The sequence below is a fragment of the Streptomyces sp. NBC_01508 genome (genome assembly GCF_045040315.1).
Classification (GTDB): Bacteria; Actinomycetota; Actinomycetes; order Streptomycetales; family Streptomycetaceae; genus Streptomyces.
Genome location: NZ_CP109419.1, coordinates 7,177,744 through 7,200,245 on the forward strand (window position 1 = coordinate 7,177,744; position 22,502 = coordinate 7,200,245).

20 protein-coding genes, 1 tRNA gene and 1 pseudogene are annotated in these 22,502 nt (G+C 70.2%); 18 read left to right on the forward strand and 4 right to left on the reverse strand.

Annotated features, from left to right (window positions below):
* Nucleotides 1-39 precede the first annotated feature (39 nt).
* Nucleotides 40-111, forward strand: a tRNA-Val gene (locus tag OG700_RS33175).
* Nucleotides 112-199: 88 nt separating this feature from the next.
* Here the strand turns inward: OG700_RS33175 and OG700_RS33180 are convergent.
* Nucleotides 200-925 carry an exonuclease domain-containing protein gene (locus tag OG700_RS33180; RefSeq protein ID WP_405620070.1) on the reverse strand — a complete coding sequence of 242 codons (726 nt, stop codon included), beginning with the start codon at nt 923-925 and terminating at the stop codon, nt 200-202.
* Nucleotides 926-1,119: 194 nt separating this feature from the next.
* Between OG700_RS33180 and thrS the strand changes: the two genes are divergently transcribed.
* A complete protein-coding gene (thrS, locus tag OG700_RS33185) occupies nt 1,120-3,102 on the forward strand; it encodes a threonine--tRNA ligase (RefSeq protein WP_405620071.1) in 1,983 nt (660 codons plus the stop codon).
* Between the two features lie 45 nt (nt 3,103-3,147).
* Here the strand turns inward: thrS and OG700_RS33190 are convergent, their stop codons facing one another.
* Complete coding sequence (locus OG700_RS33190; RefSeq protein ID WP_405620073.1) at nt 3,148-3,843, reverse strand: potassium channel family protein; 696 nt, start codon at nt 3,841-3,843, stop codon at nt 3,148-3,150.
* A 66-nt stretch (nt 3,844-3,909) separates the two neighbouring features.
* Between OG700_RS33190 and OG700_RS33195 the strand changes: the two genes are divergently transcribed.
* Nucleotides 3,910-4,470, forward strand: a complete 561-nt coding sequence (locus OG700_RS33195) for an HIT family protein (protein ID WP_405620075.1) — start codon at nt 3,910-3,912, stop codon at nt 4,468-4,470.
* 92 nt (nt 4,471-4,562) lie between these two features.
* Here OG700_RS33195 and OG700_RS33200 read toward each other — a convergent pair whose 3' ends face one another.
* Nucleotides 4,563-6,218, reverse strand: a complete 1,656-nt coding sequence (locus OG700_RS33200) for a hypothetical protein (protein WP_405620077.1) — start codon at nt 6,216-6,218, stop codon at nt 4,563-4,565.
* A 176-nt stretch (nt 6,219-6,394) separates the two neighbouring features.
* Nucleotides 6,395-6,643: pseudogene (locus tag OG700_RS33205) on the reverse strand (elongation factor G-like protein EF-G2); the annotation flags it as partial.
* A gap of 117 nt (nt 6,644-6,760) precedes the next feature.
* On the opposite strand from OG700_RS33205, the gene pgsA reads away from it, so the two are divergent.
* The 15 genes from pgsA (at nt 6,761) to OG700_RS33280 (ending at nt 22,499) form a co-directional block, all read left to right on the forward strand.
* Nucleotides 6,761-7,471 carry a phosphatidylinositol phosphate synthase gene (gene pgsA, locus OG700_RS33210; RefSeq protein ID WP_405620079.1) on the forward strand — a complete coding sequence of 237 codons (711 nt, stop codon included), beginning with the start codon at nt 6,761-6,763 and terminating at the stop codon, nt 7,469-7,471.
* Nucleotides 7,468-8,394 (forward strand): phosphatidylinositol mannoside acyltransferase, encoded by a 927-nt coding sequence (locus OG700_RS33215; RefSeq protein WP_405620081.1) that lies wholly within the window; start codon nt 7,468-7,470, stop codon nt 8,392-8,394. The genes pgsA and OG700_RS33215 overlap by 4 nt, the downstream gene beginning before the upstream one ends.
* Nucleotides 8,391-9,554, forward strand: a complete 1,164-nt coding sequence (locus OG700_RS33220) for a glycosyltransferase family 4 protein (protein ID WP_405620083.1) — start codon at nt 8,391-8,393, stop codon at nt 9,552-9,554. Before OG700_RS33215 ends, OG700_RS33220 begins: the two co-directional genes overlap by 4 nt.
* A 165-nt stretch (nt 9,555-9,719) precedes the next feature.
* On the forward strand, nt 9,720-10,265 hold the full coding sequence (locus tag OG700_RS33225; protein WP_405620085.1) for a hypothetical protein: 546 nt from the start codon (nt 9,720-9,722) through the stop codon (nt 10,263-10,265).
* Nucleotides 10,266-10,384: 119 nt separating this feature from the next.
* Nucleotides 10,385-11,299, forward strand: a complete 915-nt coding sequence (pdxS, locus tag OG700_RS33230; RefSeq protein WP_078078299.1) for a pyridoxal 5'-phosphate synthase lyase subunit PdxS — start codon at nt 10,385-10,387, stop codon at nt 11,297-11,299.
* 22 nt (nt 11,300-11,321) lie between these two features.
* Nucleotides 11,322-11,894 (forward strand): pyridoxal 5'-phosphate synthase glutaminase subunit PdxT, encoded by a 573-nt coding sequence (gene pdxT / locus OG700_RS33235; protein WP_405622171.1) that lies wholly within the window; start codon nt 11,322-11,324, stop codon nt 11,892-11,894.
* Between the two features lie 63 nt (nt 11,895-11,957).
* Nucleotides 11,958-12,710, forward strand: a complete 753-nt coding sequence (locus OG700_RS33240) for a YebC/PmpR family DNA-binding transcriptional regulator (protein ID WP_405620087.1) — start codon at nt 11,958-11,960, stop codon at nt 12,708-12,710.
* Nucleotides 12,711-12,896: 186 nt separating this feature from the next.
* Nucleotides 12,897-13,454 carry a crossover junction endodeoxyribonuclease RuvC gene (ruvC, locus tag OG700_RS33245; protein ID WP_405620089.1) on the forward strand — a complete coding sequence of 186 codons (558 nt, stop codon included), beginning with the start codon at nt 12,897-12,899 and terminating at the stop codon, nt 13,452-13,454.
* Nucleotides 13,451-14,077, forward strand: coding sequence for a Holliday junction branch migration protein RuvA (gene ruvA / locus OG700_RS33250; protein ID WP_405620091.1), 627 nt, complete (start codon nt 13,451-13,453; stop codon nt 14,075-14,077). The genes ruvC and ruvA overlap by 4 nt, the downstream gene beginning before the upstream one ends.
* Nucleotides 14,078-14,191: 114 nt before the next feature.
* Nucleotides 14,192-15,298 carry a Holliday junction branch migration DNA helicase RuvB gene (ruvB, locus tag OG700_RS33255; RefSeq protein WP_405620093.1) on the forward strand — a complete coding sequence of 369 codons (1,107 nt, stop codon included), beginning with the start codon at nt 14,192-14,194 and terminating at the stop codon, nt 15,296-15,298.
* 162 nt (nt 15,299-15,460) lie between these two features.
* Nucleotides 15,461-15,994, forward strand: a complete 534-nt coding sequence (yajC, locus tag OG700_RS33260) for a preprotein translocase subunit YajC (RefSeq protein ID WP_405620095.1) — start codon at nt 15,461-15,463, stop codon at nt 15,992-15,994.
* Nucleotides 15,995-16,138: 144 nt separating this feature from the next.
* Nucleotides 16,139-17,932, forward strand: coding sequence for a protein translocase subunit SecD (secD, locus tag OG700_RS33265; protein ID WP_405620097.1), 1,794 nt, complete (start codon nt 16,139-16,141; stop codon nt 17,930-17,932).
* 1 nt (nt 17,933) lies between these two features.
* A complete protein-coding gene (gene secF / locus OG700_RS33270) occupies nt 17,934-19,070 on the forward strand; it encodes a protein translocase subunit SecF (protein WP_405620099.1) in 1,137 nt (378 codons plus the stop codon).
* Nucleotides 19,067-19,612 carry an adenine phosphoribosyltransferase gene (locus OG700_RS33275; protein WP_405620101.1) on the forward strand — a complete coding sequence of 182 codons (546 nt, stop codon included), beginning with the start codon at nt 19,067-19,069 and terminating at the stop codon, nt 19,610-19,612. The genes secF and OG700_RS33275 overlap by 4 nt, the downstream gene beginning before the upstream one ends.
* Nucleotides 19,613-19,838: 226 nt before the next feature.
* Nucleotides 19,839-22,499: a RelA/SpoT family protein gene (locus tag OG700_RS33280; RefSeq protein WP_405620103.1), complete on the forward strand. Its 2,661-nt coding sequence runs from the start codon at nt 19,839-19,841 to the stop codon at nt 22,497-22,499.
* Nucleotides 22,500-22,502: the final 3 nt, after the last annotated feature.

The following is a 22,502-nucleotide window of genomic DNA, read 5'->3' on the forward strand; positions in this document are numbered from 1 at the left end:
ACGAAACCCGCCGAGACCTGTATGGTTCAGTCCGTTCCCGGGCGATTAGCTCAGTGGGAGAGCGCTTCGTTCACACCGAAGAGGTCACTGGTTCGAAACCAGTATCGCCCACCGGGAAGGGCCGGTCCGTCGATGACGGACCGGCCTTGCCGCTGTCCGGGCCGGGGGTCGCTGTCCGGGCCGCCCGGTGGCCCAACGGTCAGGCCACGGCCGGTATTTGGGGTCGCAGCGGCCATGCCGGGTCGACCGCCGCCCGTGGGCCGCCGCGGGCGAACCACTCCTGTCGGCCGCGCGCCCGCGCCGCGTGCCAGACCGCCTGCCGCGCGTGCAGCTGCGCCACGCTGAACTGCTGCGTCGTGGTCGCGAACCGGCGCCCCACCGACCGGACCACTTCGAGCGCCGCCGCCGCGTCGGCCACGGCGTCGTGCTCGCCGTCCAGCACCACCCCGTACAGCGAACAGAGATCCACCAGCCGTCGCCGGCCCTTGCGGACCGGATCGAGATGCCGGTCCAGGACACTCGGATCCAGCACACAGAGCGGGGCGTTCTCCAGATAGCGGGCCAGTGACGAGTCGCGGTGGCGCCGCATCTCGCGGTCGAGCAGCGTCAGGCCGAACGGCGCGTTCATCACCACCAGCGGCCGGCCCGCCGTGCACTGCTCGGCCAGCGCCCGGCCGACCTCCTCGATCACCGGCGCCGGCCAGCGGCCGGAGCGCTGCACCAACGCGTCCGTGAGGCCGTGCACTTCGGTCGCCTCGACCGGCACCGGGACGCCCGGATTGACCAGCCAGCGGGTGACCCGGGCGCGGGCGCCCGAGATGTCCTGCACGACGAGGGCGGCCGACACGATCCGGTCCCGCTCGGTGTCGACGCCCGTCGTCTCGATGTCGAATGCGGCCAGGGGGCCCTCGTACCAGTGCGTCATCCCTGAACTCCTCGCGCACGCTTGGCAGATGGCATCAGGCCGACCGCCCGCATCGGTGATACCCGCGCCCTTCGCGGCGTACGCCGCAGACGACGGCACAATTCAACCGTTTAGCGAGTGGCCCCTCCGGCTCGGTACGATTCGCGTCGCGTACGGAAACGAGCGTGCGCGCCCCATGAGTGAAGGAGAGACCGGTGTCAGATGTCCGCGTGACCATCGAACGCGATTCCGAGCGGGAAGAGCGCGTGGTGACGACGGGCACTACGGCGGCCGAGCTCTTCCCCGGCGAGCGCACCGTGATCGCCGCCCGGGTGGGCGGCGAGCTGAAGGACCTCAGCTACGAGGTCGCCGACGGCGAGAGCGTCGAGCCCGTCGAGATGTCCTCCCCGGACGGCCTGAACATCCTGCGCCACTCCACCGCGCACGTCATGGCGCAGGCCGTCCAGGAGCTGTTCCCCGAGGCCAAGCTGGGTATCGGCCCGCCGATCAAGGACGGCTTCTACTACGACTTCGACGTCGCCGAGCCCTTCACCCCCGACGACATCAAGCGCGTCGAGAAGAAGATGCAGGAGATCCAGAAGCGCGGCCAGCGGTTCTCCCGGCGGGTCACCACCGACGAGGACGCGCGGATCGAGCTGGCCGACGAGCCGTACAAGATCGAACTGATCGGGCTCAAGGGCAAGGCCGCCGACGCCGCCGAGGGCGCGTCGGCCGAGGTCGGCGCCGGTGAGCTGACGATCTACGACAACCTCGACGCCAAGACCGGCGAGCTGTGCTGGAAGGACCTGTGCCGCGGTCCGCACCTGCCCACCACCCGTAACATCCCGGCCTTCAAACTGATGCGCTCCGCCGCCGCCTACTGGCGCGGCAGCGAGAAGAACCCGCAGCTCCAGCGGATCTACGGCACCGCCTGGCCGTCCAAGGACGAACTCAAGGCCCACCTCGACTTCCTGGCCGAGGCCGAGCGCCGCGACCACCGCAGGCTGGGCAGCGAGCTGGACCTGTTCTCCTTCCCCGACGAGCTGGGCTCCGGTCTCGCGGTCTTCCACCCCAAGGGCGGGGTGATCCGCAAGGAGATGGAGCAGTACTCGCGCCACCGCCACGAGGAGTCCGGGTACGAGTTCGTCAACACCCCGCACATCTCGAAGAAGAAGCTCTTCGAGACCTCGGGGCACCTGCCGCACTACGCGGACGGCATGTTCCCGCCCATGCAGTTCGACGGCCAGGACTACTACCTCAAGGCCATGAACTGCCCGATGCACAACCTGATCTTCAAGGCGCGCGGGCGGTCCTACCGAGAGCTGCCGCTGCGCCTGTTCGAGTTCGGCACGGTCTACCGGTACGAGAAGTCCGGCGTCGTGCACGGCCTCACCCGCTCGCGCGGCTTCACCCAGGACGACGCCCACATCTACTGCACGAAGGAGGAGATGCCGCAGGAGCTGGACTCCCTGCTCACCTTCGTGCTCGATCTGCTGCGGGACTACGGCCTGTCCGACTTCGAGCTGGAGCTGTCCACCCGCGACCCGGAGTCCGACAAGTTCATGGGCGAGGACGCGGAGTGGGAGGAGGCCACGGCGGCGCTCCAGGCCGCCGCCGACAAGCAGGGCCTGCCGCTGGTCCCGGACCCGGGCGGCGCCGCGTACTACGGTCCCAAGATCTCCGTACAGGCCAAGGACGCCATCGGCCGGTCCTGGCAGATGTCCACCATCCAGGTCGACTTCCAGCAGCCGAAGCGGTTCGAGCTGGAGTACACCGCGCCGGACGGCAGCAAGCAGCAGCCCGTCATGATCCACCGGGCGCTGTTCGGCTCGATCGAGCGCTTCTTCGCCGTGCTCCTGGAGCACTACGCGGGCGCGTTCCCGGCCTGGCTGGCACCCGTCCAGGCGGTCGGCATCCCGATCGGCGACGCGCACGTGCCCTACCTCCGGGAGTTCGCCGCGCGGGCGAAGGCCAAGGGGCTGCGGGTCGAGGTGGACGCGTCCGCGGACCGGATGCAGAAGAAGATCCGCAACCACCAGAAGGCCAAGACACCGTTCATGATCATCGCTGGTGACGAGGACGTCGCCAACGGCGCGGTGTCCTTCCGCTACCGGGACGGGACGCAGAAGAACGGCATCCCCGCCGACGAGGCGCTGGCCGAGCTGCTGGACGTCGTGGAGCGCCGCGTACAGGTCTGAGGCGCGTCCGTTCACGGCCCTCGGGGAGGGGCCCTCGGGGAGGCGTCAGCTTCCCGGGGGCCGTGACTCGTCCGGGGGCCGCTCGCCCCCGCTCGCCCGGTCCTCCCGGCCGAAGACCTGGATCAGCCAGGACGAGAACGAGCCGGTCACCGCGCCCAGCAGCGCCAGCCCGCAGACCATCAGGAAGACCGCGAACAGCCGGCCGAGCGGCGTCACCGGGGTGACGTCGCCGTACCCGACCGTGGTGATCGCCGAGCAGGCCCACCACACCGAGTCCCCGAACGTCCGGATGGTGGCGCCCGGCGCACCGCGCTCCTGCTGGTACACCGCGAGGGCCGAGGCGAAGCTGAGCAGGCCGGCCGTGATCCCCGCGTACGCCATCACCCGCCCGTACAGGCTCAGCCGGGGCCGGTCGCGGCGGTGCTGGAGCGTCACGTACGTGTTCACGATCCGCAGCGGGCGCAGCAGGGGCAGCAGCAGGACGACCGTGTCCAGCCAGTGCGTCCGTACGAAGTGCGCGCCCTGCCCACTCAGCCACAGCCGCACCGCGTAGTCCACCGCGAACAGCGCCCAGATCGCGACGAGGAGGGACAGCGCGGCGTCGCCCACGGCGGGGTCGCGGCTGTCGTTCAGCACGAGCACCGCGTAACAGGCGAGGAAGAGCGGCGACGCGACGAGCAGCGGCAGTTCGACGCGCCGCTCCCACTCGCGCAGCCGGTCGGTTCGGTTCCGGACATGCATCGCGCCAGCATGGCCGGGACGTGCGCGGACCAGGCCCGGCGACACGCTCCACCGGGCCGAAGTCATATGCTGCACAGCATGACGAGTGATCCGGAGCAGCAGATCGGAGTGGGTACCCAGGACGCGTTCCAGCGCCTGTGGACGCCCCACCGGATGGCCTACATCCGGGGCGAGAACAAGCCCACCGGCCCGAACGCGGACGACGGCTGTCCCTTCTGCTCCATCCCGCGCAAGTCCGACGAGGACGGGCTCGTCATCGCCCGCGGCGAGTCGGTCTACGCGGTGCTCAACCTCTATCCGTACAACGGCGGCCATCTCATGGTCGTGCCCTTCCGGCACGTCGCCGACTACACGGAGCTGGACGCCGCCGAGACCGTCGAACTGGCCGCGTTCACCAAGCGGGCCATGACCGCGCTGCGTACGGCCTCCGGGGCGCACGGCTTCAACATCGGCATGAACCAGGGCACCGTGGCGGGCGCCGGCATCGCCGCGCATCTGCACCAGCACGTGGTGCCGCGCTGGGGCGGCGACGCGAACTTCATGCCGGTCATCGCGCACACCCGGGTGCTGCCCCAACTGCTCGCGGACACCTGGGAGATGCTGGCGGACGCCTGGCCGGCGCAGTAGCCGTCCCTGTCGTGTCCGCAGGCGCCGGAAGAGCCCGACCGGCGCCTGCGGACGAGCGAGTCGGCGAACGCTCGCAGCCGCCGCCCCCACGCTTACGCGTCGTACACGTCGACCTTCCTCGGCGACGGGTCCTGGACCGCGCCGCTGAGGGACGAGGAGCGACTGCCGAAGCGGTCGGTGTCCACGCCGTTGTCGCTCAGCACGCGCAGCGCCGCCGTGTGCGCCACCCGCAGCACCGGCGTGGCCGCCCGCATCGCGTCGTCCGCCATGAAGCGGTGCCGCCACGGCTTCTCCGCCCAGGCGTGCCGCAGGCCGAACGGCTCGGGCAGCGACAGCTTCCCGCCGAGGAAGTCGAGGATCGGCGGATACCAGGTGAACGGGGCGCGGACGGCGAGCCGTACCGCCTCACGCGGCTCCACCAGCGGCAGGCTGCGGGTCTTGGTCTCCCAGAACCGGACCGTCTTGGCCGTCGTGACCGTCTTGGGCGACGGCTTCGAGGTGAACAGGGAGTGCACAGGACCCAGGGCGTGACCGGTCACCTCGATGCGCAGCGTCTCGTGCAGGACCGTCACCGTGATCATCATCGTGATGATCAACTGGCCGTCCCACAGCACGAACTGCACGCCCAGATAGTGCCGGTCCCCGGCGCCGAACTGCTGGTGGTTGCAGATCCGCTGTATCTCGTGCGGCTTCACCTGGTACGCCTCGACGTCCTGGCCCTCCGGCCGGCTCACCGACCCGGCGTTCTCACCGACCGGCCGCACGATCCAGTGCTTCACCTCGGGCTTGGGGAAACCACCGGAGTTGAGCGGGCCGCGCTCCAGCATCTTCAGCTGGTCGTGCATCGCCCGTATCACGTCGTAGCTGCGGAACTGGTGGATCTCCTTGCCGGCCTCCTTGGGAACCAGCTCCTCCGCGAGCTGCCAACTGCCCCAACGGGTGCCCATGCCCAATATGCCCTTGGGGCCCGCGTAGAAGACCGCGTTGGAGCGCTGCTCCGCCGTCAGCTTCTCCAGCCCGCTGCGCAGCTCCTCCCGCGCGGTCTCGTCGGGATGCCCCGGCACCGCCTCGGGCACCTTGGCGCCGAGACCGCCGCCCGACAGCAAGTCGCTCCAGCGCAGCCGCAGATCCTTCGCCGTCGTCTCGCAGATCTGCTTGGCGAGCAGCCAGCCGAGGACCGGCGCGACGATCACGCCGCGCAGATACCAGCCCAGGAAGCCCGTGAACGGCAGCGCGACCAAGAAGACCACCGCCAGCGCTGCGACACCGAGCAACAGGGCGCCACCGATCGCCCCGGCCTTCTTGTCCTTCGCCCCCGCCAGTGTCCTGCGCAGTTGGAAGACACCGATCCACAGCAGCGTGCCCGGCAGGAACAGCAAGCCGAACACGACCGTCACCAGGGTGAGCCGGATGTCACGCTCCTTACGGATGCGGGACGCCGCCAGCGCGTGTTCGACCACCGTCTGCGGCTCCATGCCGAAGGACTGGATGAGGTCACCACGGCCGCCGCCCAGCATCCGGGTCTGCACCGCACGCGAGAACGCCTCGCCCAGATTCGGCTCGAAGAGCGACGCCTTGCCCTTGCTCACCGAGGACTTGTGCCACTCGCTGTCCGCCTTGAGGATCTCCTCCACCGGACTGTCGCGGTACGCCGCCGAGGCCAGGGCATGCGTCGCCGCCGTCTGACCCGCCGACCCCTGAAGCGGAACCTGAGCCCCAGGAGAGAAATCGAATCCTTCGTGCGCCACTGTCCGCCCCCATCGCCGCGAGCATCCGCTGCTGCGCCCTGTTCCCAACTACCGCGCCCCGCACACCTGCTGAGCTGGGGGCGCATCACAGCGTAACCGGGGCACACGCTCCGCGTCAGGGAGAAACCGGACCAGGCACCGTACCGTCTCACGGGTTCAGGCCACCACCACGCCCCGGCGCCCTCGCGGAACCGGTCGGCCAGGTGGGACGGCATCGCCTCGTGCCGGGTGTACGAACGGCTGAACCGGCCCGTGCCGCGCGACACCGACCGCAGGTCGATCGCGTACCGGCCGATCTCGATCTCCGGCCCCTCGGCCCGTACGACCGTCCGGCCCCGCCCCGCCTGATCGGTGCCGACCACCCGGCCGCGCCGCCCCGACAGGTCGCTCATCACGGGGCCCATGTACTCGTCGGGGACCACCACCACGTTCCGTACGGCGACCGAGGACGGGCGCGGTCACGAGCCGCGTGAACGGCCGACGTTCCCGGCGGTGGCACCACGTGGGCGCCCCGGCGGTGGAGGGCCTCCGTCCTGGCTACGATGGGCCAGCCGGCGGCCGATGGGGCCGCCGGGCCACCGACCGTCGGGAAGGCCATGCTGAACAAGTACGCGCGTGCATTCTTTACGCGTGTCCTCACCCCGTTCGCCGCGTTTCTGCTCCGCCGGGGGGTGAGTCCCGACGCTGTGACGCTCATCGGTACGGCGGGAGTGATGGCGGGCGCGCTGTTCTTCTTCCCTCGCGGAGAGTTCTTCTGGGGCACCATCGTCATCACGATCTTCGTCTTCTCCGACCTCGTCGACGGCAACATGGCGCGCCAGGCCGGGATCTCCAGCCGGTGGGGGGCCTTCCTGGACTCCACGCTCGACCGGGTCGCCGACAGCGCCGTCTTCGGCGGATTCGCGCTCTGGTACGCGGGGAGCGGCGACAACAACGTGCTGTGCGCCGTGTCGATCTTCTGCCTGGCGAGCGGCCAGGTCGTCTCGTACACGAAGGCCCGCGGCGAGTCCATCGGCCTGCCGGTGGCCGTCAACGGGCTCATCGAGCGCGCCGAGCGGCTGGTCATCTCGCTGGTGGCGGCGGGCCTCGCGGGGCTGCACGCGTTCGGCGTTCCCGGAATCGACATCCTGCTGCCGATCGCGCTGTGGGTGGTGGCCGTGGGCAGTCTGGTCACACTCGGGCAGCGCGTGGTGACCGTACGGCGCGAGTCCGCCGAGGCGGACGCGGCCGGCGCGCGGGAGTCCGCCTCATGAGCGGCGCGCGGGACCGGCTGGTCGACGGGCTGTACGGGGTCGGCTGGAGCACGGTCAAGAAGCTCCCCGAACCGGCGGCCACCGCACTCGGCAGGACCATCGCCGACACCGTGTGGAAGCGGCGCGGCGCGAATGTGCTGCGGCTCGAATCGAATCTGGCCCGAGTGGTGCCGGACGCGGGCCCCGAGCGCCTGGCGGAGTTGTCGAAGGCCGGGATGCGCTCCTACATGCGGTACTGGATGGAGTCGTTCCGGCTGCCGGTCTGGAGCGCGGACCGGGTGCGCGACAGCGTCGAGATCAAGGACATCCACCTGCTGACGGAGGGCCTTGAGAGCGGGCGGGGCGTCGTGCTGGCCCTGCCGCACCTGGCCAACTGGGATCTGGCCGGGGCGTGGCTGACCCGGGGGATGGGCGTTCCCTTCACCACCGTCGTGGAACGGCTCAAGCCCGCGTCGCTCTTCGACCGCTTCGTGGCGTACCGCGAGAGCCTCGGTATGGAGGTGCTGCCGCACACCGGGGGCAGCGCCTTCGGGACGCTCGCCAGACGGCTGCGGGCCGGTGGCCTGGTGTGTCTGGTCGCCGACCGGGATCTGTCGGCGTCGGGCGTCGAGGTGACGTTCTTCGGCGAGAAGACCCGGATGCCGGCCGGCCCCGCGATGCTGGCGCAGCAGACCGGGGCGCTGCTGTTCCCGGTGACGCTCCACTTCGACGGGCCGGCGTTCATGCGCGGGCAGGTGTATCCGGCCGTCGAGGTACCGCAGACGGGTAGACGGGCCGAGAAGTCGTCCGTGATGACACAGGCCGTGGCGGACGTGTTCGCCGCCGGCATCGCGGAGCATCCGGAGGACTGGCACATGCTGCAACGTCTCTGGCTCGCCGACCTCGAACCACGTCCGGCCGACAGCGACGGGGGGACCGGGTGAAGATCGGCATCGTCTGCCCGTACTCCTGGGACGTACCGGGCGGAGTGCAGTTCCACATCAGGGATCTCGCGGACCACCTGATCCGGCTGGGCCACGACGTCTCGGTGCTCGCGCCGGCCGACGACGACACGCCGCTCCCGCCGTTCGTGGTCTCCGCCGGGCGGGCCGTGCCCGTCCCGTACAACGGCTCCGTCGCCCGGCTCAACTTCGGCTTCCTGTCCGCCGCCCGGGTACGCCGGTGGCTGCACGACGGAACCTTCGACGTCATCCACATCCACGAGCCCACCGCGCCCTCGCTCGGGCTGCTCACCTGCTGGGCGGCGCAGGGTCCGATCGTCGCGACGTTCCACACGTCGAACCCGCGTTCGCGTGCGATGGTCGCGGCGTACCCGATCCTCCAGCCGGCGCTGGAGAAGATAAGCGCGCGGATCGCGGTCAGCGAGTACGCGCGGCGCACGCTGGTCGAGCACCTGGGCGGCGACGCGGTCGTCATCCCCAACGGCGTCGACGTCGGCTTCTTCGCCGGGGCCGAGGCCAATCCCGACTGGCAGGGCGGCACGATCGGCTTCATCGGGCGCATCGACGAACCCCGTAAGGGGTTGCCCGTCCTGATGAAGGCCCTGCCGAAGATCCTCGAAGCCTTCCCGCGGACGCGGCTGCTGGTCGCCGGGCGCGGCGACGAGAAGGAAGCCGTGGAGTCGCTTCCCAAGGAGATGCGTGAGCGCGTCGAATTCCTCGGCATGGTGAGCGACGAGGACAAGGCACGCCTGCTGCGCAGTGTCGACGTGTACGTGGCGCCCAACACCGGGGGCGAGAGCTTCGGCATCATCCTGGTCGAGGCGTTGTCGGCGGGCGCGCCGGTACTGGCGAGCGACCTGGACGCGTTCTCCCAGGTCCTGGACCAGGGCGCGGCGGGCGAACTGTTCGCCAACGAGGACGCGGACGCGCTCGCCGAGGCGGCGATACGGCTCCTGGGGGACCCGAAGCGCCGCGAGGAGTTGCGCCGGCGCGGCAGCGCGCATGTGCGGCGCTTCGACTGGTCGACCGTGGGCGCGGACATTCTGGCGGTCTACGAGACGGTGACCGACGGGGCGGCGTCGGTGGCCACGGACGAGCGCGTCGGGCTGCGTGCCCGCTTCGGCCTGACGCCCCGGGACTGAGCCGGCGCGTGCCTGCCTCTTTGGAAGGCCGGGTCCTCAAGCGGCGGACGGGCTGGTTCCTGTGCCCTCAATCGCCGGACGGGCTGATTTTCAGCCCGTCCGCCCCTGGTTTGGGGAAGGGGCGGGGTGGGGGGAGCGGGTCCCGTCGGCAGTAGCCTGCCGGTCGTGACCCAAACCCTGATCTGGATCTTCGCCGGGCTGTTGGCGATCGGCCTTTACCTCAGCTGGACCGCCGGCCGCCTCGACCGACTGCACTCGCGGATCGACGCCGCACGCGCCTCCCTCGACGCCCAACTGCTGCGCCGCGCCTCGGTCGCCCAGGAGCTGGCCACCGCCGGTGTCCTCGATCCCGCCGCCTCGATCGTGCTCTACCAGGGCGCCCACGCCGCGCGCCAGGCCGAGGAGGAGCAGCGCGAGGTCGCCGAGAGCGAGCTGAGCGAGGCCCTGCGGGCGGTGTTCGGTGAGGTCGCGCAGGTCGAGGCGGTACGGGCGGCGCCGGGCGGCGAGGAGGCCGCCACCGAGCTGGCCGCCGCCGTACGCCGCGTGCCCATGGCCCGGCGCTTCCACAACGACTCCGTACGCGCGGCCCGCGCCCTGCGCCGGCACCGTACGGTCCGCTGGTTCCGGCTGGCCGGCCACGCGCCGTTCCCGCTGGCCTTCGAGATGGACGACGAGCCGCCGGTCGCCCTCGCGGACCGGCCCGGTACGTAGGGGCCGGCCCGCGAGAACGATCCACCGGCCTTCCATTGGCCCTTGCTGTGGACTGGTCCGCAGAGGTTTGCTCGGCCTGTCGAACCGCTCCCGTCCCAGTTCCCAGTGAGGTCGTCACCATGTCCAGCACGCTCTCCACCCCCGGCCAGACCCCCGAGACCGGCACCGCACGCGTGAAGCGTGGCATGGCCGAGCAGCTCAAGGGCGGCGTGATCATGGATGTCGTCACGCCCGAGCAGGCGAAGATCGCCGAGGACGCCGGCGCGGTCGCCGTGATGGCGCTGGAGCGCGTTCCCGCCGACATCCGTAAGGACGGCGGCGTCGCGCGGATGTCCGACCCCGACATGATCGACGGCATCATCGAGGCCGTCTCGATCCCGGTGATGGCCAAGTCCCGCATCGGCCACTTCGTGGAGGCCCAGGTCCTCCAGTCGCTCGGTGTCGACTACATCGACGAGTCCGAGGTGCTGACCCCGGCCGATGAGGTCAACCACGCGGACAAGTGGGCCTTCACCACGCCGTTCGTCTGCGGCGCGACCAACCTGGGCGAGGCCCTGCGCCGTATCGCCGAGGGCGCGGCCATGATCCGCTCCAAGGGCGAGGCCGGTACCGGCAACGTGGTCGAGGCCGTCCGTCACCTGCGCCAGATCAAGAACGAGATCGCCAGGCTGCGTGGCTACGACAACAACGAGCTGTACGCCGCCGCGAAGGAGTTGCGTGCCCCGTACGAGATCGTCAAGGAGGTCGCCGCGCTGGGCAAGCTGCCCGTCGTGCTGTTCTCCGCGGGCGGCGTGGCCACCCCGGCGGACGCCGCGCTGATGCGTCAACTCGGCGCCGAGGGCGTCTTCGTGGGCTCCGGCATCTTCAAGTCCGGCGACCCCGCCAAGCGCGCCGCCGCCATCGTCAAGGCCACCACCTTCTACGACGACCCGAAGATCGTCGCGGACGCCTCACGCAACCTCGGCGAGGCCATGGTCGGCATCAACATCGACACCCTGCCCGAGTCCGAGCACTACGCGAACCGTGGCTGGTGACCAGGGCGCCGCGAGCGGCCCGCTGATCGGCGTCCTGGCCCTCCAGGGCGACGTACGCGAGCACCTGACCGCCCTCGCGGCGGCCGGCGCGGTGCCCACGACCGTACGGCGGCCGGACGAACTGGCCGCCGTCGACGGCCTGGTGATCCCCGGCGGCGAGTCCACGACCATGTCCAAACTGGCCGTCCTGTTCGGGATGCTGGAGCCGCTGCGCGAGCGGGTACGCGCCGGGATGCCGGTCTACGGCACCTGCGCCGGCCTGATCCTGCTCGCCGAGAAGATCCTCGACCCGCGCTCCGGTCAGGAGACCGTCGGCGGCATCGACATGATCGTCCGCAGGAACGCCTTCGGACGGCAGAACGAGTCCTTCGAGGCGGCCGTCGACGTCGCGGGTGTGGGCCCCGTGGACGGGGTCTTCATCCGGGCGCCGTGGGTCGAGTCCGTGGGCGCCCGGGTGGAGGTGCTCGCCGAGCACGGCGGGCATGTCGTCGCCGTACGACAGGGCGACGCCCTCGCGACGGCGTTCCACCCGGAACTCACCGGCGACCACCGGCTGCACGGCTTCTTCACCGAGATGGTGCGCTCCGCGCGGTGAGGGGATCCCGGTAGGATCTCTGCCGAACGGAGCAGGATTTGGTTACGCGAAGGAGACAGGCAGATGTCCGGCCACTCTAAATGGGCTACGACGAAGCACAAGAAGGCCGTGATCGATGCCAAGCGCGGCAAGCTCTTCGCGAAGCTGATCAAGAACGTCGAGGTCGCGGCCCGCACCGGAGGCGCCGACGTCGACGGCAATCCGACCCTTTTCGACGCCATCCAGAAGGCGAAGAAGAGTTCGGTGCCGAACAAGAACATCGAATCGGCCGTCAAGCGCGGTGCCGGCCTGGAGGCCGGTGGCGCCGACTACGAGACGATCATGTACGAGGGTTACGGACCCAACGGTGTCGCCGTGCTCATCGAATGCCTCACCGACAACCGCAATCGCGCCGCGTCCGACGTCCGCGTCGCGATGACCCGCAACGGCGGCTCGATGGCGGACCCCGGCTCCGTGTCGTACCTGTTCCACCGCAAGGGCGTCGTGATCGTCCCCAAGGGCGAGCTGGGCGAGGACGACGTCCTGGGCGCGGTCCTGGACGCGGGCGCCGAAGAGGTCAACGACCTCGGTGAGTCCTTCGAGGTACTGAGCGAGGCCACGGACCTGGTCGAGGTCCGCACGGCGCTCCAGCAGGCCGACATCGACTACGACTCGGCCGACACCAACTTCGTGCCGACCATGCAGGTCGAGCTGGACGAGGACGGCGCACGGAAGATCTTCAAGCTGATCGACGCGCTGGAGGACAGCGACGACGTACAGAACGTCTTCGCCAACTTCGACGTCTCGGACGACGTCATGGAGAAGGTCGACGCCTGATCCGCGGGTGCGCCGGCGCATGGTCGCCGGCGTCAACTCGGCTGTACGCGGCGGGCCGACGGGGACACACCCCCCGTCGGCCCGCCGTGTTGTCGGTGCCGACCGATACTGTGCTGATCAGGGGTTCTGACTCGTCGGCAGAACGCGTGATCGAGCGGGACCGAGAGTGTGAGGGGGAGGGGCGCGATGCGGGTACTGGGCGTGGACCCCGGACTGACGCGGTGCGGTGTCGGCGTCGTCGAGGGTGTCGCGGGGCGGCCGTTGACGATGCTCGGCGTCGGTGTGGTGCGTACGGCAGCCGACGCGGACCTCGGATCGCGCCTGGTCGCCATCGAGCAGGGCGTGGAAGCCTGGCTGGACGAGCACCGGCCCGAACTGGTCGCCGTGGAGCGGGTGTTCAGCCAGCACAATGTCCGTACGGTGATGGGGACGGCCCAGGCGAGCGCCGTCGCCATGCTCTGCGCCGCGCGCCGCGGCATCCCCGTCGCCCTGCACACACCCAGCGAGGTCAAGGCCGCCGTCACGGGCAGCGGGCGCGCCGACAAGGCACAGGTCGGTGCCATGGTGACCCGGCTGCTGCGGCTGGACGCCCCGCCCAAACCGGCCGACGCGGCGGACGCCCTCGCCCTGGCCATCTGCCACATCTGGCGCGCCCCCGCGGCCAACCGCCTCCAGCAGGCGCACGCCGCGGCCAAGGCGGCCCGCCCCTCCAGCCATGTATCCGTACGGAAGGTCCCCCGATGATCGCCTTCGTCAGCGGCCCGGTAGCCGCCCTCGCCCCGACCTCCGCGGTGATCGAGGTCGGCGGCGTCGGCATGCTGGTCCAGTGCACCCCGGCCACCCTCGCCGGGCTGCGGATCGGCGAGGAGGCGAAGATCGCCACGTCGCTGGTCGTCCGGGAGGACTCGCTCACGCTGTACGGCTTCGCCGACGACGACGAGCGCCAGACGTTCGAGCTGCTCCAGACCGCCAGCGGCGTCGGTCCGCGCCTCGCCCAGGCGATGATCGCGGTGCACCCGCCGGACACGCTGCGCGTCGCCGTCGCCACGGGGGACGAGAAGACGCTGACCGCCGTCCCCGGCATCGGCAAGAAGGGCGCCCAGAAGCTGCTGCTGGAGCTGAAGGACCGGCTCGGCGAACCGCTCGGCACCCCTATCGGCCGACAGGGCGTCGGCGCCCCCGTCTCCGCCTCCTGGAACGATCAGCTCCACTCGGCGCTGATTGGTCTCGGGTACGCGACGAGGGAGGCCGACGAGGCGGTCGCGCTGGTCGCGCCCCAGGCCGAGGCGGCGATCGAGGCGGGCGAGGCGCCCGCCGTACCGCGACTTCTGCGCGCCGCGCTCCAGTCGCTGAACCGGACACGCTGACCCGCAGACGTCGACCCGCACACATCGACCCGCACGCACGCGCGGGCGGGCCCGCGCCGGGGCCGAACTCCACGGGACGTCCACCGACGCCCCGATTCCACGAGGTGAATCACAGTGAACTGGGACGACAGCAGCAACGGGACGCCGGGAGGCGGCCCGCCGCCGGCGGACGGCGCCGACGGGCCCGACCGGCTCGTCGCCGCGTCGGCCGACGGCGAGGACCAGGCGGTCGAGGCGGCGCTGCGGCCCAAGTCGCTCCACGAGTTCGTCGGGCAGGAGCGCGTACGCGAACAGCTCGACCTCGTCCTGAAGGCGGCTCTCGCCCGTGGCGCCACCGCCGATCATGTCCTGCTCTCGGGCGCCCCCGGCCTGGGCAAGACCACCCTCTCCATGATCATCGCCGCCGAGATGGGCGCCCCGATCCGCATCACCTCGGGCCCCGCCATCCAGCACGCGGGCGACCTCGCCGCGATCCTCTCCTCCCTCCAGGAGGGCGAGGTCCTCTTCCTCGACGAGATCCACCGGATGTCCCGGCCCGCCGAGGAAATGCTCTACATGGCCATGGAGGACTTCCGGGTCGACGTCATCGTCGGCAAGGGCCCCGGCGCCACGGCCATCCCGCTGGAGCTGCCGCCGTTCACCCTCGTCGGCGCCACCACCAGGGCCGGACTGCTGCCGCCCCCGCTGCGCGACCGCTTCGGCTTCACCGCGCAGATGGAGTTCTACGAGCCCGTCGAGCTGGAACGGGTGATCCACCGCTCCGCCCACCTGCTCGACCTGGAGATCGACGTGGACGGGGCCGCCGAGATCGCCGGGCGCTCCCGGGGCACGCCCCGTATCGCCAACCGTCTGCTGCGCCGGGTCCGTGACTACGCGCAGGTCAAGGCCGAGGGCTACATCAACCGCGACATCGCCGCCGTAGCCCTTCGGGTGTACGAGGTCGACGAACGGGGCCTCGACCGCCTCGACCGGGCCGTGCTCCAGGCCCTGCTCAAGCTGTTCGGCGGGGGCCCGGTCGGTCTGTCGACCCTTGCCGTCGCGGTGGGGGAGGAGCGCGAGACGGTCGAGGAGGTCGCCGAGCCGTTTCTCGTACGGGAGGGCCTGCTCGCCCGTACTCCGCGCGGCCGGGTCGCGACCCCCGCCGCCTGGGCGCACCTGGGGCTCACGCCGCCCCGGCCGGGGCCGGGCGCAAGCGGACAACCGGGGTTGTTCGGGGCGTGAGCGCGCGGACACTCGCCCCGGCAGGAACCCCGGTGCCATGCTGGGCGTTGTTCCAATGATGCGGACTCGCTTAGACTCCGCCGATGCCGCCCTTAAAGGACGGCTACCCACCCCCGTATATCAGGCCGCTCGACAGCGGTCGTGCGAAGGAAGTTCCCTCCCGTGAGTCTCGTGACCCTCCTCCCCTTCATCGTGCTCATCGGGGCCATGTTCCTGATGACCCGGTCCGCCAAGAAGAAGCAGCAGGCGGCTGCGCAGATGCGCAATGAGATGCAGCCCGGCACCGGTGTCCGGACGATCGGGGGCATGTACGCCACCGTCAAGGAAGTTCACGACGACACGGTCCTCCTTGAGGTCGCCCCGGCCGTCCACGCCGTGTACGCGAAGAACTCCATCGGCGCGGTCCTCACCGACGCGGAGTACAACCGCATCGTGCACGGCGACGAGGAGGAGCTGGAGGACGACGCTCCCGTCGTCCCCGACGACGCCTCCTCGCTGACCGAGGACGCCGACGCCGCGAAGATCGACCTGGGCAAGAAGGACGACGCCGACGCCGCTGCCACCGCCGAGGCGCCCGAGGCCGACGCGACCGACGTCGACGCGCCCAAGGCCGACGCCAAGGCCGACGCGGACGCCGAGAAGGCCGGCTCCGACGACACCGCCGGCAAGGCCGACGGCGAGAGCGGCGCGAAGTAGTCACGTCCGGCACCGCGACGCGCCCCCGAGCGCACCGCGGCTCCCGGACCATGCCGACATTCGCGTGGGCAGGTCCCCACAACACTTCGTTGCCGCTCCGTCGCTCACCCGGCGTGGAGCGGTTGGACAGGGAGAAACGAAAAGGTGGCAGCACCTCAGAAGGGCCGAAGGCAGACGGGGGCCCCGGGAAAGCCGGGGCGCACCCTGATTCTGTTCCTGATCGCGCTGATCGCCCTCGTCGCAGGCATGTTCGGGGCGGGCGAGCTGACGCCGCGCCTCGGCATCGACCTCGCCGGCGGTACGACCATCACGCTCAAGGCCAAGAGCTCGCCGGGCCAGGCGAACGCGGTCAACGAGACCAACATGAACACCGCGGTCGGCATCATCGAGCGCCGTGTCAATGGTCTCGGCGTTCAGGAGGCGGAGGTTCAGACCCAGGGATCCGACAACATCATTGTCAACATCCCCAAGGGCACGAACTCCGAGCAGGCTCGCGAGCAGGTCGGCACCACCGCCCAGCTGTACTTCCGGCCGGTCCTGACCCTCGGACCGGGTGACCCCGCCGCGCAGCAGCCGCCGCCGGACGCGAGCCCGGCGCCGAGCGCCGACTCGTCCAAGAGCCCCAGCCCCTCCGGCAGCGACAAGCCGAACGAGGAGACGGCCAACCCGCCGGCCGGTGCTCCCAGCCCCTCGGAGACCACTCAGGGCCGCGCCCTGACGGAGGACCTGAAGGCCGACGCGACGCCCACTCCCAGCGGCTCGGCCACCGGCAAGCCCGACCCCTCCGGCAGCCCGGCGCCGAGCGAGCCCGCGACGCCGCCCGTGGATCCCGCCACCGAGAAGCTCCAGGCCGAGTTCGCCGCGCTCGACTGCACGAACAAGAAGGTCAGGGGTGCCCTCGGCGACAACGCGAAGCCGGGTGAGCCGACGCTCGCCTGCGGCGAGAACGACGGCGTGTGGGAAAAGTACATCCTGGGCCCGGCCGAGGTGGGCGGCAAGGACGTCGACGACGCCAACGCCACCATCAACCAGCAGACCGGCCAGTGGATCGTCCAGATGGACTTCACGGGCGGTGGCTCGAAGAAGTTCCAGGCGATCACCAGCAAGCTCTCGCAGCAGCAGGCCCCGCAGAACCAGTTCGCCATCGTCCTCGACGGTGAGGTCGTCTCGGCGCCCTCGGTGCGCCAGACGCTGAGCGCCAACGCCGAGATCTCCGGCAACTTCACCCAGGAGTCCGCGCAGGACCTGGGCAACATCCTGTCGTACGGCGCGCTGCCCCTGACCTTCCAGGAAGAGACCGTCACCACGGTCACCGCCGCGCTCGGCGGCGAGCAGCTGGAGGCCGGTCTGATCGCCGGCGCCATCGGACTCATCCTGGTGATCATCTACCTGGTGCTCTACTACCGGGGTCTCGCGCTGATCGCCATCATCAGCCTGCTGGCCTCGGCCGGCATGACGTACGCGATCATGACGCTGCTCGGACCGGGTATCGGCTTCGCCCTCAACCTGCCCGCGGTCTGTGGTGCGATCGTCGCGATCGGTATCACCGCGGACTCGTTCATCGTGTACTTCGAACGGATCCGTGACGAGATCAGAGAGGGCCGTACGCTGCGGCCCGCCGTCGAACGGGCCTGGCCGCGGGCCCGGCGCACGATCCTGGTGTCCGACTTCGTGTCGTTCCTCGCCGCGGCCGTGCTGTTCACCGTCACCGTCGGCAAGGTGCAGGGCTTCGCTTTCACGCTCGGCCTGACCACGGTGCTCGACGTCGTCGTCGTGTTCTTCTTCACGAAGCCGATAATGACTCTGGTCGCCCGCACGAAGTTCTTCTCGGGCGGTGGTCCGTGGTCCGGTCTCGACCCGAAGCGCCTCGGAGCCAAACCACCGTTGCGCCGCAGCCCCCGCCGTCTCAGCGCCCCCACCGACCCGAAGGAGGCGTGAGATGTCGCGACTCGGAGATCTCGGCGCCCGGCTCTACCGCGGCGAAGTCGGCTACGACTTCGTCGGGAAGCGCATGTTCTGGTACGCGCTCTCGATCCTCATCACCATCGCGGCCATCGCCGGCCTCGCGGTGCAGGGGCTCAACATGGGCATCGAGTTCAAGGGCGGTGCCGTCTTCAACACCCCGAAGACGAGCGTCTCCGTGGCAGCGGCGCAGGAGCACGCGGAGAAGGCCTCCGGCCACGACGCGATCGTCCAGAAGCTCGGCAACGGCGGACTGCGTATTCAGGTCACCGAGCTGAACACGGCGCAGGCCGACAAGGTGCAGAACCAGCTCGCCAAAGATCTGAACATCCCCCAGGAGAAGATCAACGCCGACCTGGTCGGTCCGAGCTGGGGCAAGCAGATCGCCAACAAGGCGTGGATGGGACTCGGGATCTTCATGGTCCTGGTGGTGATCTATCTCGCGATCGCCTTCGAATGGAGAATGGCGGTCGCCGCGCTGATCGCCCTGATCCACGACCTCACCATCACGGTCGGTGTGTACGCGCTGGTCGGCTTCGAGGTCACACCGGGCACGGTGATCGGTCTGCTGACCATTCTCGGTTACTCGCTCTACGACACAGTGGTGGTCTTCGACAGCCTCAAGGAGGGGTCGAAGGACATCACCAAGCAGACGCGCTTCACCTACAGCGAGGTCGCCAACCGCAGCATCAACTCCACCCTGGTGCGTTCCATCAACACCACCGTGGTCGCGCTGCTGCCGGTCGCCGGTCTGCTGTTCATCGGTGGCGGTGTCCTCGGCGCCGGCATGCTGAACGACATCTCGCTGTCGCTGTTCGTCGGCCTCGCCGCCGGCGCGTACTCGTCGATCTTCATCGCCACCCCGCTGGTCGCGGACCTCAAGGAGCGCGAGCCGCAGATCAAGGCGCTGAGGAAGCGCGTGCTCGCCAAGCGGGCCGCCGCCGCGGCCAAGGGCGAGTCGCCCGACCTCGCGTACGAAGGCGCGGACGCGCCCAGGGACGCCGAGCCGGACGACGACGAGGCGCCCGCGGAGACCCCGCCGGCCGCCGCTGTCGCGGGTCCCCGGAGCCACGGCGGCCGTGGCCGGGGCCGTCCGTCGGGGAAGCGTCGATGACCGACGACAGCACGAGGGAACTGCTCCTCAGCCGGATCCGTGATGTGCCCGACTATCCGAAGCCGGGCGTGATGTTCAAGGACATCACGCCGCTGCTCGCGGATCCGAAGGCCTTCACGGCGCTGACCGACGCGCTCGCGGAGCTGTCCGTGCGGCACGGCGCCACGAAGATCGTCGGTCTGGAGGCGCGCGGCTTCATCCTGGCCGCGCCGGTCGCGGTCCGGGCCGGCATCGGCTTCATCCCCATCCGCAAGGCGGGGAAGCTGCCCGGTGCGACGCTGTCGCAGACGTACGACCTGGAGTACGGCAGCGCCGAGGTGGAGGTCCACGCGGAGGACCTTCAGGAGGGCGACCGCGTCATCGTCATCGACGACGTACTCGCCACCGGCGGCACCGCCGGGGCCTCGGTCGAGCTGGTGCGCCGGGCCGGCGCCGAGGTGGTGGCCGTGGCCGTCCTGCTGGAGCTGGGCTTCCTCGACGGAAGGGCACATCTGGAGCCGCACCTGCGGGGCGCTCCGCTGGAGGCACTGATCAAGGTCTGACCAGCGCTCGCGTGCACCGAAACGTGACGAAAGCGGACGCTCCGGGAATTCCACCCGGAGCGTCCGCGTTTTCCGTCCATCACCCCGGAATTCGTCCGCCCGCGGTCCCTCCGGTGTCCCCGCCCGCTCGCGCGGGGCACCGGTCTCGTGAGCACCGGCGCCACGAGGTCGATACCATGGCTGTTCCGGACCTGACCGGGGGACCCGGAAAGCACGAGGAGCGCTCTTGCCAGACGAGGCCCAGCCACTCGCGGCCGCCCAGCCCGATCCGCACGCGGACCGGGCCACGGTGGCGCCTGCCACGCCGCAGAAGCCGGCGGACGGGGCGAGGACGGCCGCGCAGCCGCCCGCCGCGAGCAACGGGTCCGCGAGCAACGGGTCCGGAACCAACGGGTCCGGAACCAACGGGTCCGATCCGAAGCGGAGCCCGGCGTCGAAGCCGGCCGACCCCGCGACCAACTCGGCCCCTGCCCCGGGGTCGCGCCCCGCCGCGCCCCCCACCCCTGGCTCCACGACCGCGAAGAGCACGCTCCCGGTCCCCGTCACCGCCCCCAAGCCCGCCCCCGCCGCCCCCTCGCGCTCCGGTGGCTCCTCCAACCGCGTACGAGCCCGGCTGGCCCGCCTCGGCGTCCAGCGCTCGTCCCCGTACAACCCGGTCCTCGAACCGCTGCTGCGGACCGTACGCATCAACGACCCCAAGATCGAGACCGCCACACTCCGCCAGATCGAGCGCGCCTACCAGGTCGCCGAGCGCTGGCACCGCGGCCAGAAGCGCAAGAGCGGCGACCCGTACATCACGCACCCCCTCGCCGTGACGACGATCCTCGCCGAGCTCGGCATGGACCCGGCCACGCTGATGGCGGGGCTGCTCCACGACACCGTCGAGGACACCGAGTACGGCCTGGAAACACTGCGCAAGGACTTCGGCGACCAGGTCGCCCTCCTGGTCGACGGCGTCACCAAGCTCGACAAGGTCAAGTTCGGCGAGGCCGCCCAGGCCGAGACCGTACGCAAGATGGTCGTCGCCATGGCCAAGGACCCGCGCGTCCTGGTCATCAAGCTCGCCGACCGGCTGCACAACATGCGCACCATGCGCTATCTCAAACGGGAGAAGCAGGAGAAGAAGGCCCGCGAGACGCTGGAGATCTACGCGCCGCTGGCCCACCGCCTGGGCATGAACACCATCAAGTGGGAGCTGGAGGATCTCGCCTTCGCGATCCTCTACCCCAAGATGTACGACGAGATCGTCCGGCTCGTCGCCGAGCGGGCGCCCAAGCGTGACGAGTATCTGGCCATAGTGACCGACGAGGTCCAGTCCGATCTGCGCGCCGCCCGCATCAAGGCAACCGTCACCGGCAGGCCCAAGCACTACTACAGCGTCTACCAGAAGATGATCGTGCGGGGCCGGGACTTCGCCGAGATCTACGACCTGGTGGGCATTCGCGTCCTCGTCGACACGGTCCGCGACTGCTACGCGGCGCTCGGCACCGTCCACGCCCGGTGGAATCCGGTACCGGGGCGGTTCAAGGACTACATCGCGATGCCCAAGTTCAACATGTACCAGTCGCTGCACACGACGGTCATCGGACCCAGCGGCAAGCCCGTCGAGCTCCAGATCCGTACGTTCGACATGCACCGCCGCGCCGAGTACGGCATCGCCGCGCACTGGAAGTACAAGCAGGAGGCCGTCGCCGGGGCGTCCAAGGTCCGTACCGACATCCCGAAGAACGTCGGCAAGGGCGCAGGCCAGGACACCGTCAACGACATGGCGTGGCTGCGGCAGTTGCTCGACTGGCAGAAGGAGACCGAGGACCCCAGCGAGTTCCTGGAGTCCCTGCGCTTCGACCTGTCGCGCAACGAGGTCTTCGTCTTCACGCCCAAGGGCGACGTCATAGCGCTGCCGGCCGGGGCCACCCCCGTCGACTTCGCCTACGCCGTCCATACAGAGGTCGGCCACCGCACCATAGGAGCGCGGGTCAACGGGCGGCTCGTCCCCCTCGAATCGACCCTCGACAACGGCGATCTGGTGGAGGTCTTCACCTCCAAGGCGTCGGGGGCGGGACCCTCGCGGGACTGGCTGGGCTTCGTCAAGTCGCCCCGAGCCAGGAACAAGATCCGCGCCTGGTTCTCCAAGGAGCGCCGCGACGAGGCGATCGAACAGGGCAAGGACGCCATCGCCAAGGCGATGCGCAAGCAGAACCTGCCGATCCAGCGGATCCTCACCGGCGACTCGCTCGTCACGCTCGCGCACGAGATGCGCTACCCCGACATCTCGTCCCTCTACGCGGCGATCGGCGAGGGCCATGTCGCCGCGCAGGGCGTCGTACAGAAACTCGTGCAGGCGCTCGGCGGCGAGGAGGCCGCCAACGAGGACATCGCCGAGAGCGCGCCGCCCTCGCGCGGACGTTCCAAGCGCCGCTCCAGCAGCGACCCCGGTGTGGTCGTCAAGGGCGTCGACGACGTGTGGGTGAAGCTCGCCCGCTGCTGTACGCCGGTCCCGGGCGACCCGATCATCGGCTTCGTCACACGCGGCAGCGGCGTCTCCGTGCACCGCGCGGACTGTGTCAACGTCGACTCGCTGTCGCAGCAGCCGGAGCGGATCCTCGAAGTCGAGTGGGCGCCCACCCAGTCGTCCGTCTTCCTCGTCGCCATCCAGGTCGAGGCGCTGGACCGGTCCCGGCTGCTGTCCGACGTCACCCGCGTCCTGTCCGACCAGCACGTCAACATCCTGTCGGCGGCCGTCCAGACGTCCCGCGACCGGGTCGCCACGTCGCGGTTCACCTTCGAGATGGGCGACCCGAAGCACCTGGGGCATGTGCTGAAGGCGGTACGGGGCGTGGAGGGCGTGTACGACGTCTACCGGGTCACGTCCGCCCGCAGGCCGTAAGGC

Excerpts from the sequence above, each read along its gene's own strand:
- OG700_RS33180 (WP_405620070.1), bottom strand. The coding sequence starts at position 925 with ATGACGCACTGGTACGAGGGCCCCCTGGCCGCATTCGACATCGAGACG.
- OG700_RS33190 (WP_405620073.1), bottom strand. The coding sequence starts at position 3,843 with ATGCATGTCCGGAACCGAACCGACCGGCTGCGCGAGTGGGAGCGGCGC.
- OG700_RS33195 (WP_405620075.1), top strand. The coding sequence starts at position 3,910 with ATGCTGCACAGCATGACGAGTGATCCGGAGCAGCAGATCGGAGTGGGT.
- pgsA (WP_405620079.1), top strand. The coding sequence starts at position 6,761 with ATGGGCCAGCCGGCGGCCGATGGGGCCGCCGGGCCACCGACCGTCGGG.
- OG700_RS33215 (WP_405620081.1), top strand. The coding sequence starts at position 7,468 with ATGAGCGGCGCGCGGGACCGGCTGGTCGACGGGCTGTACGGGGTCGGC.
- pdxS (WP_078078299.1), top strand. The coding sequence starts at position 10,385 with ATGTCCAGCACGCTCTCCACCCCCGGCCAGACCCCCGAGACCGGCACC.
- OG700_RS33240 (WP_405620087.1), top strand. The coding sequence starts at position 11,958 with ATGTCCGGCCACTCTAAATGGGCTACGACGAAGCACAAGAAGGCCGTG.
- ruvC (WP_405620089.1), top strand. The coding sequence starts at position 12,897 with ATGCGGGTACTGGGCGTGGACCCCGGACTGACGCGGTGCGGTGTCGGC.
- ruvA (WP_405620091.1), top strand. The coding sequence starts at position 13,451 with ATGATCGCCTTCGTCAGCGGCCCGGTAGCCGCCCTCGCCCCGACCTCC.
- secF (WP_405620099.1), top strand. The coding sequence starts at position 17,934 with ATGTCGCGACTCGGAGATCTCGGCGCCCGGCTCTACCGCGGCGAAGTC.
- OG700_RS33275 (WP_405620101.1), top strand. The coding sequence starts at position 19,067 with ATGACCGACGACAGCACGAGGGAACTGCTCCTCAGCCGGATCCGTGAT.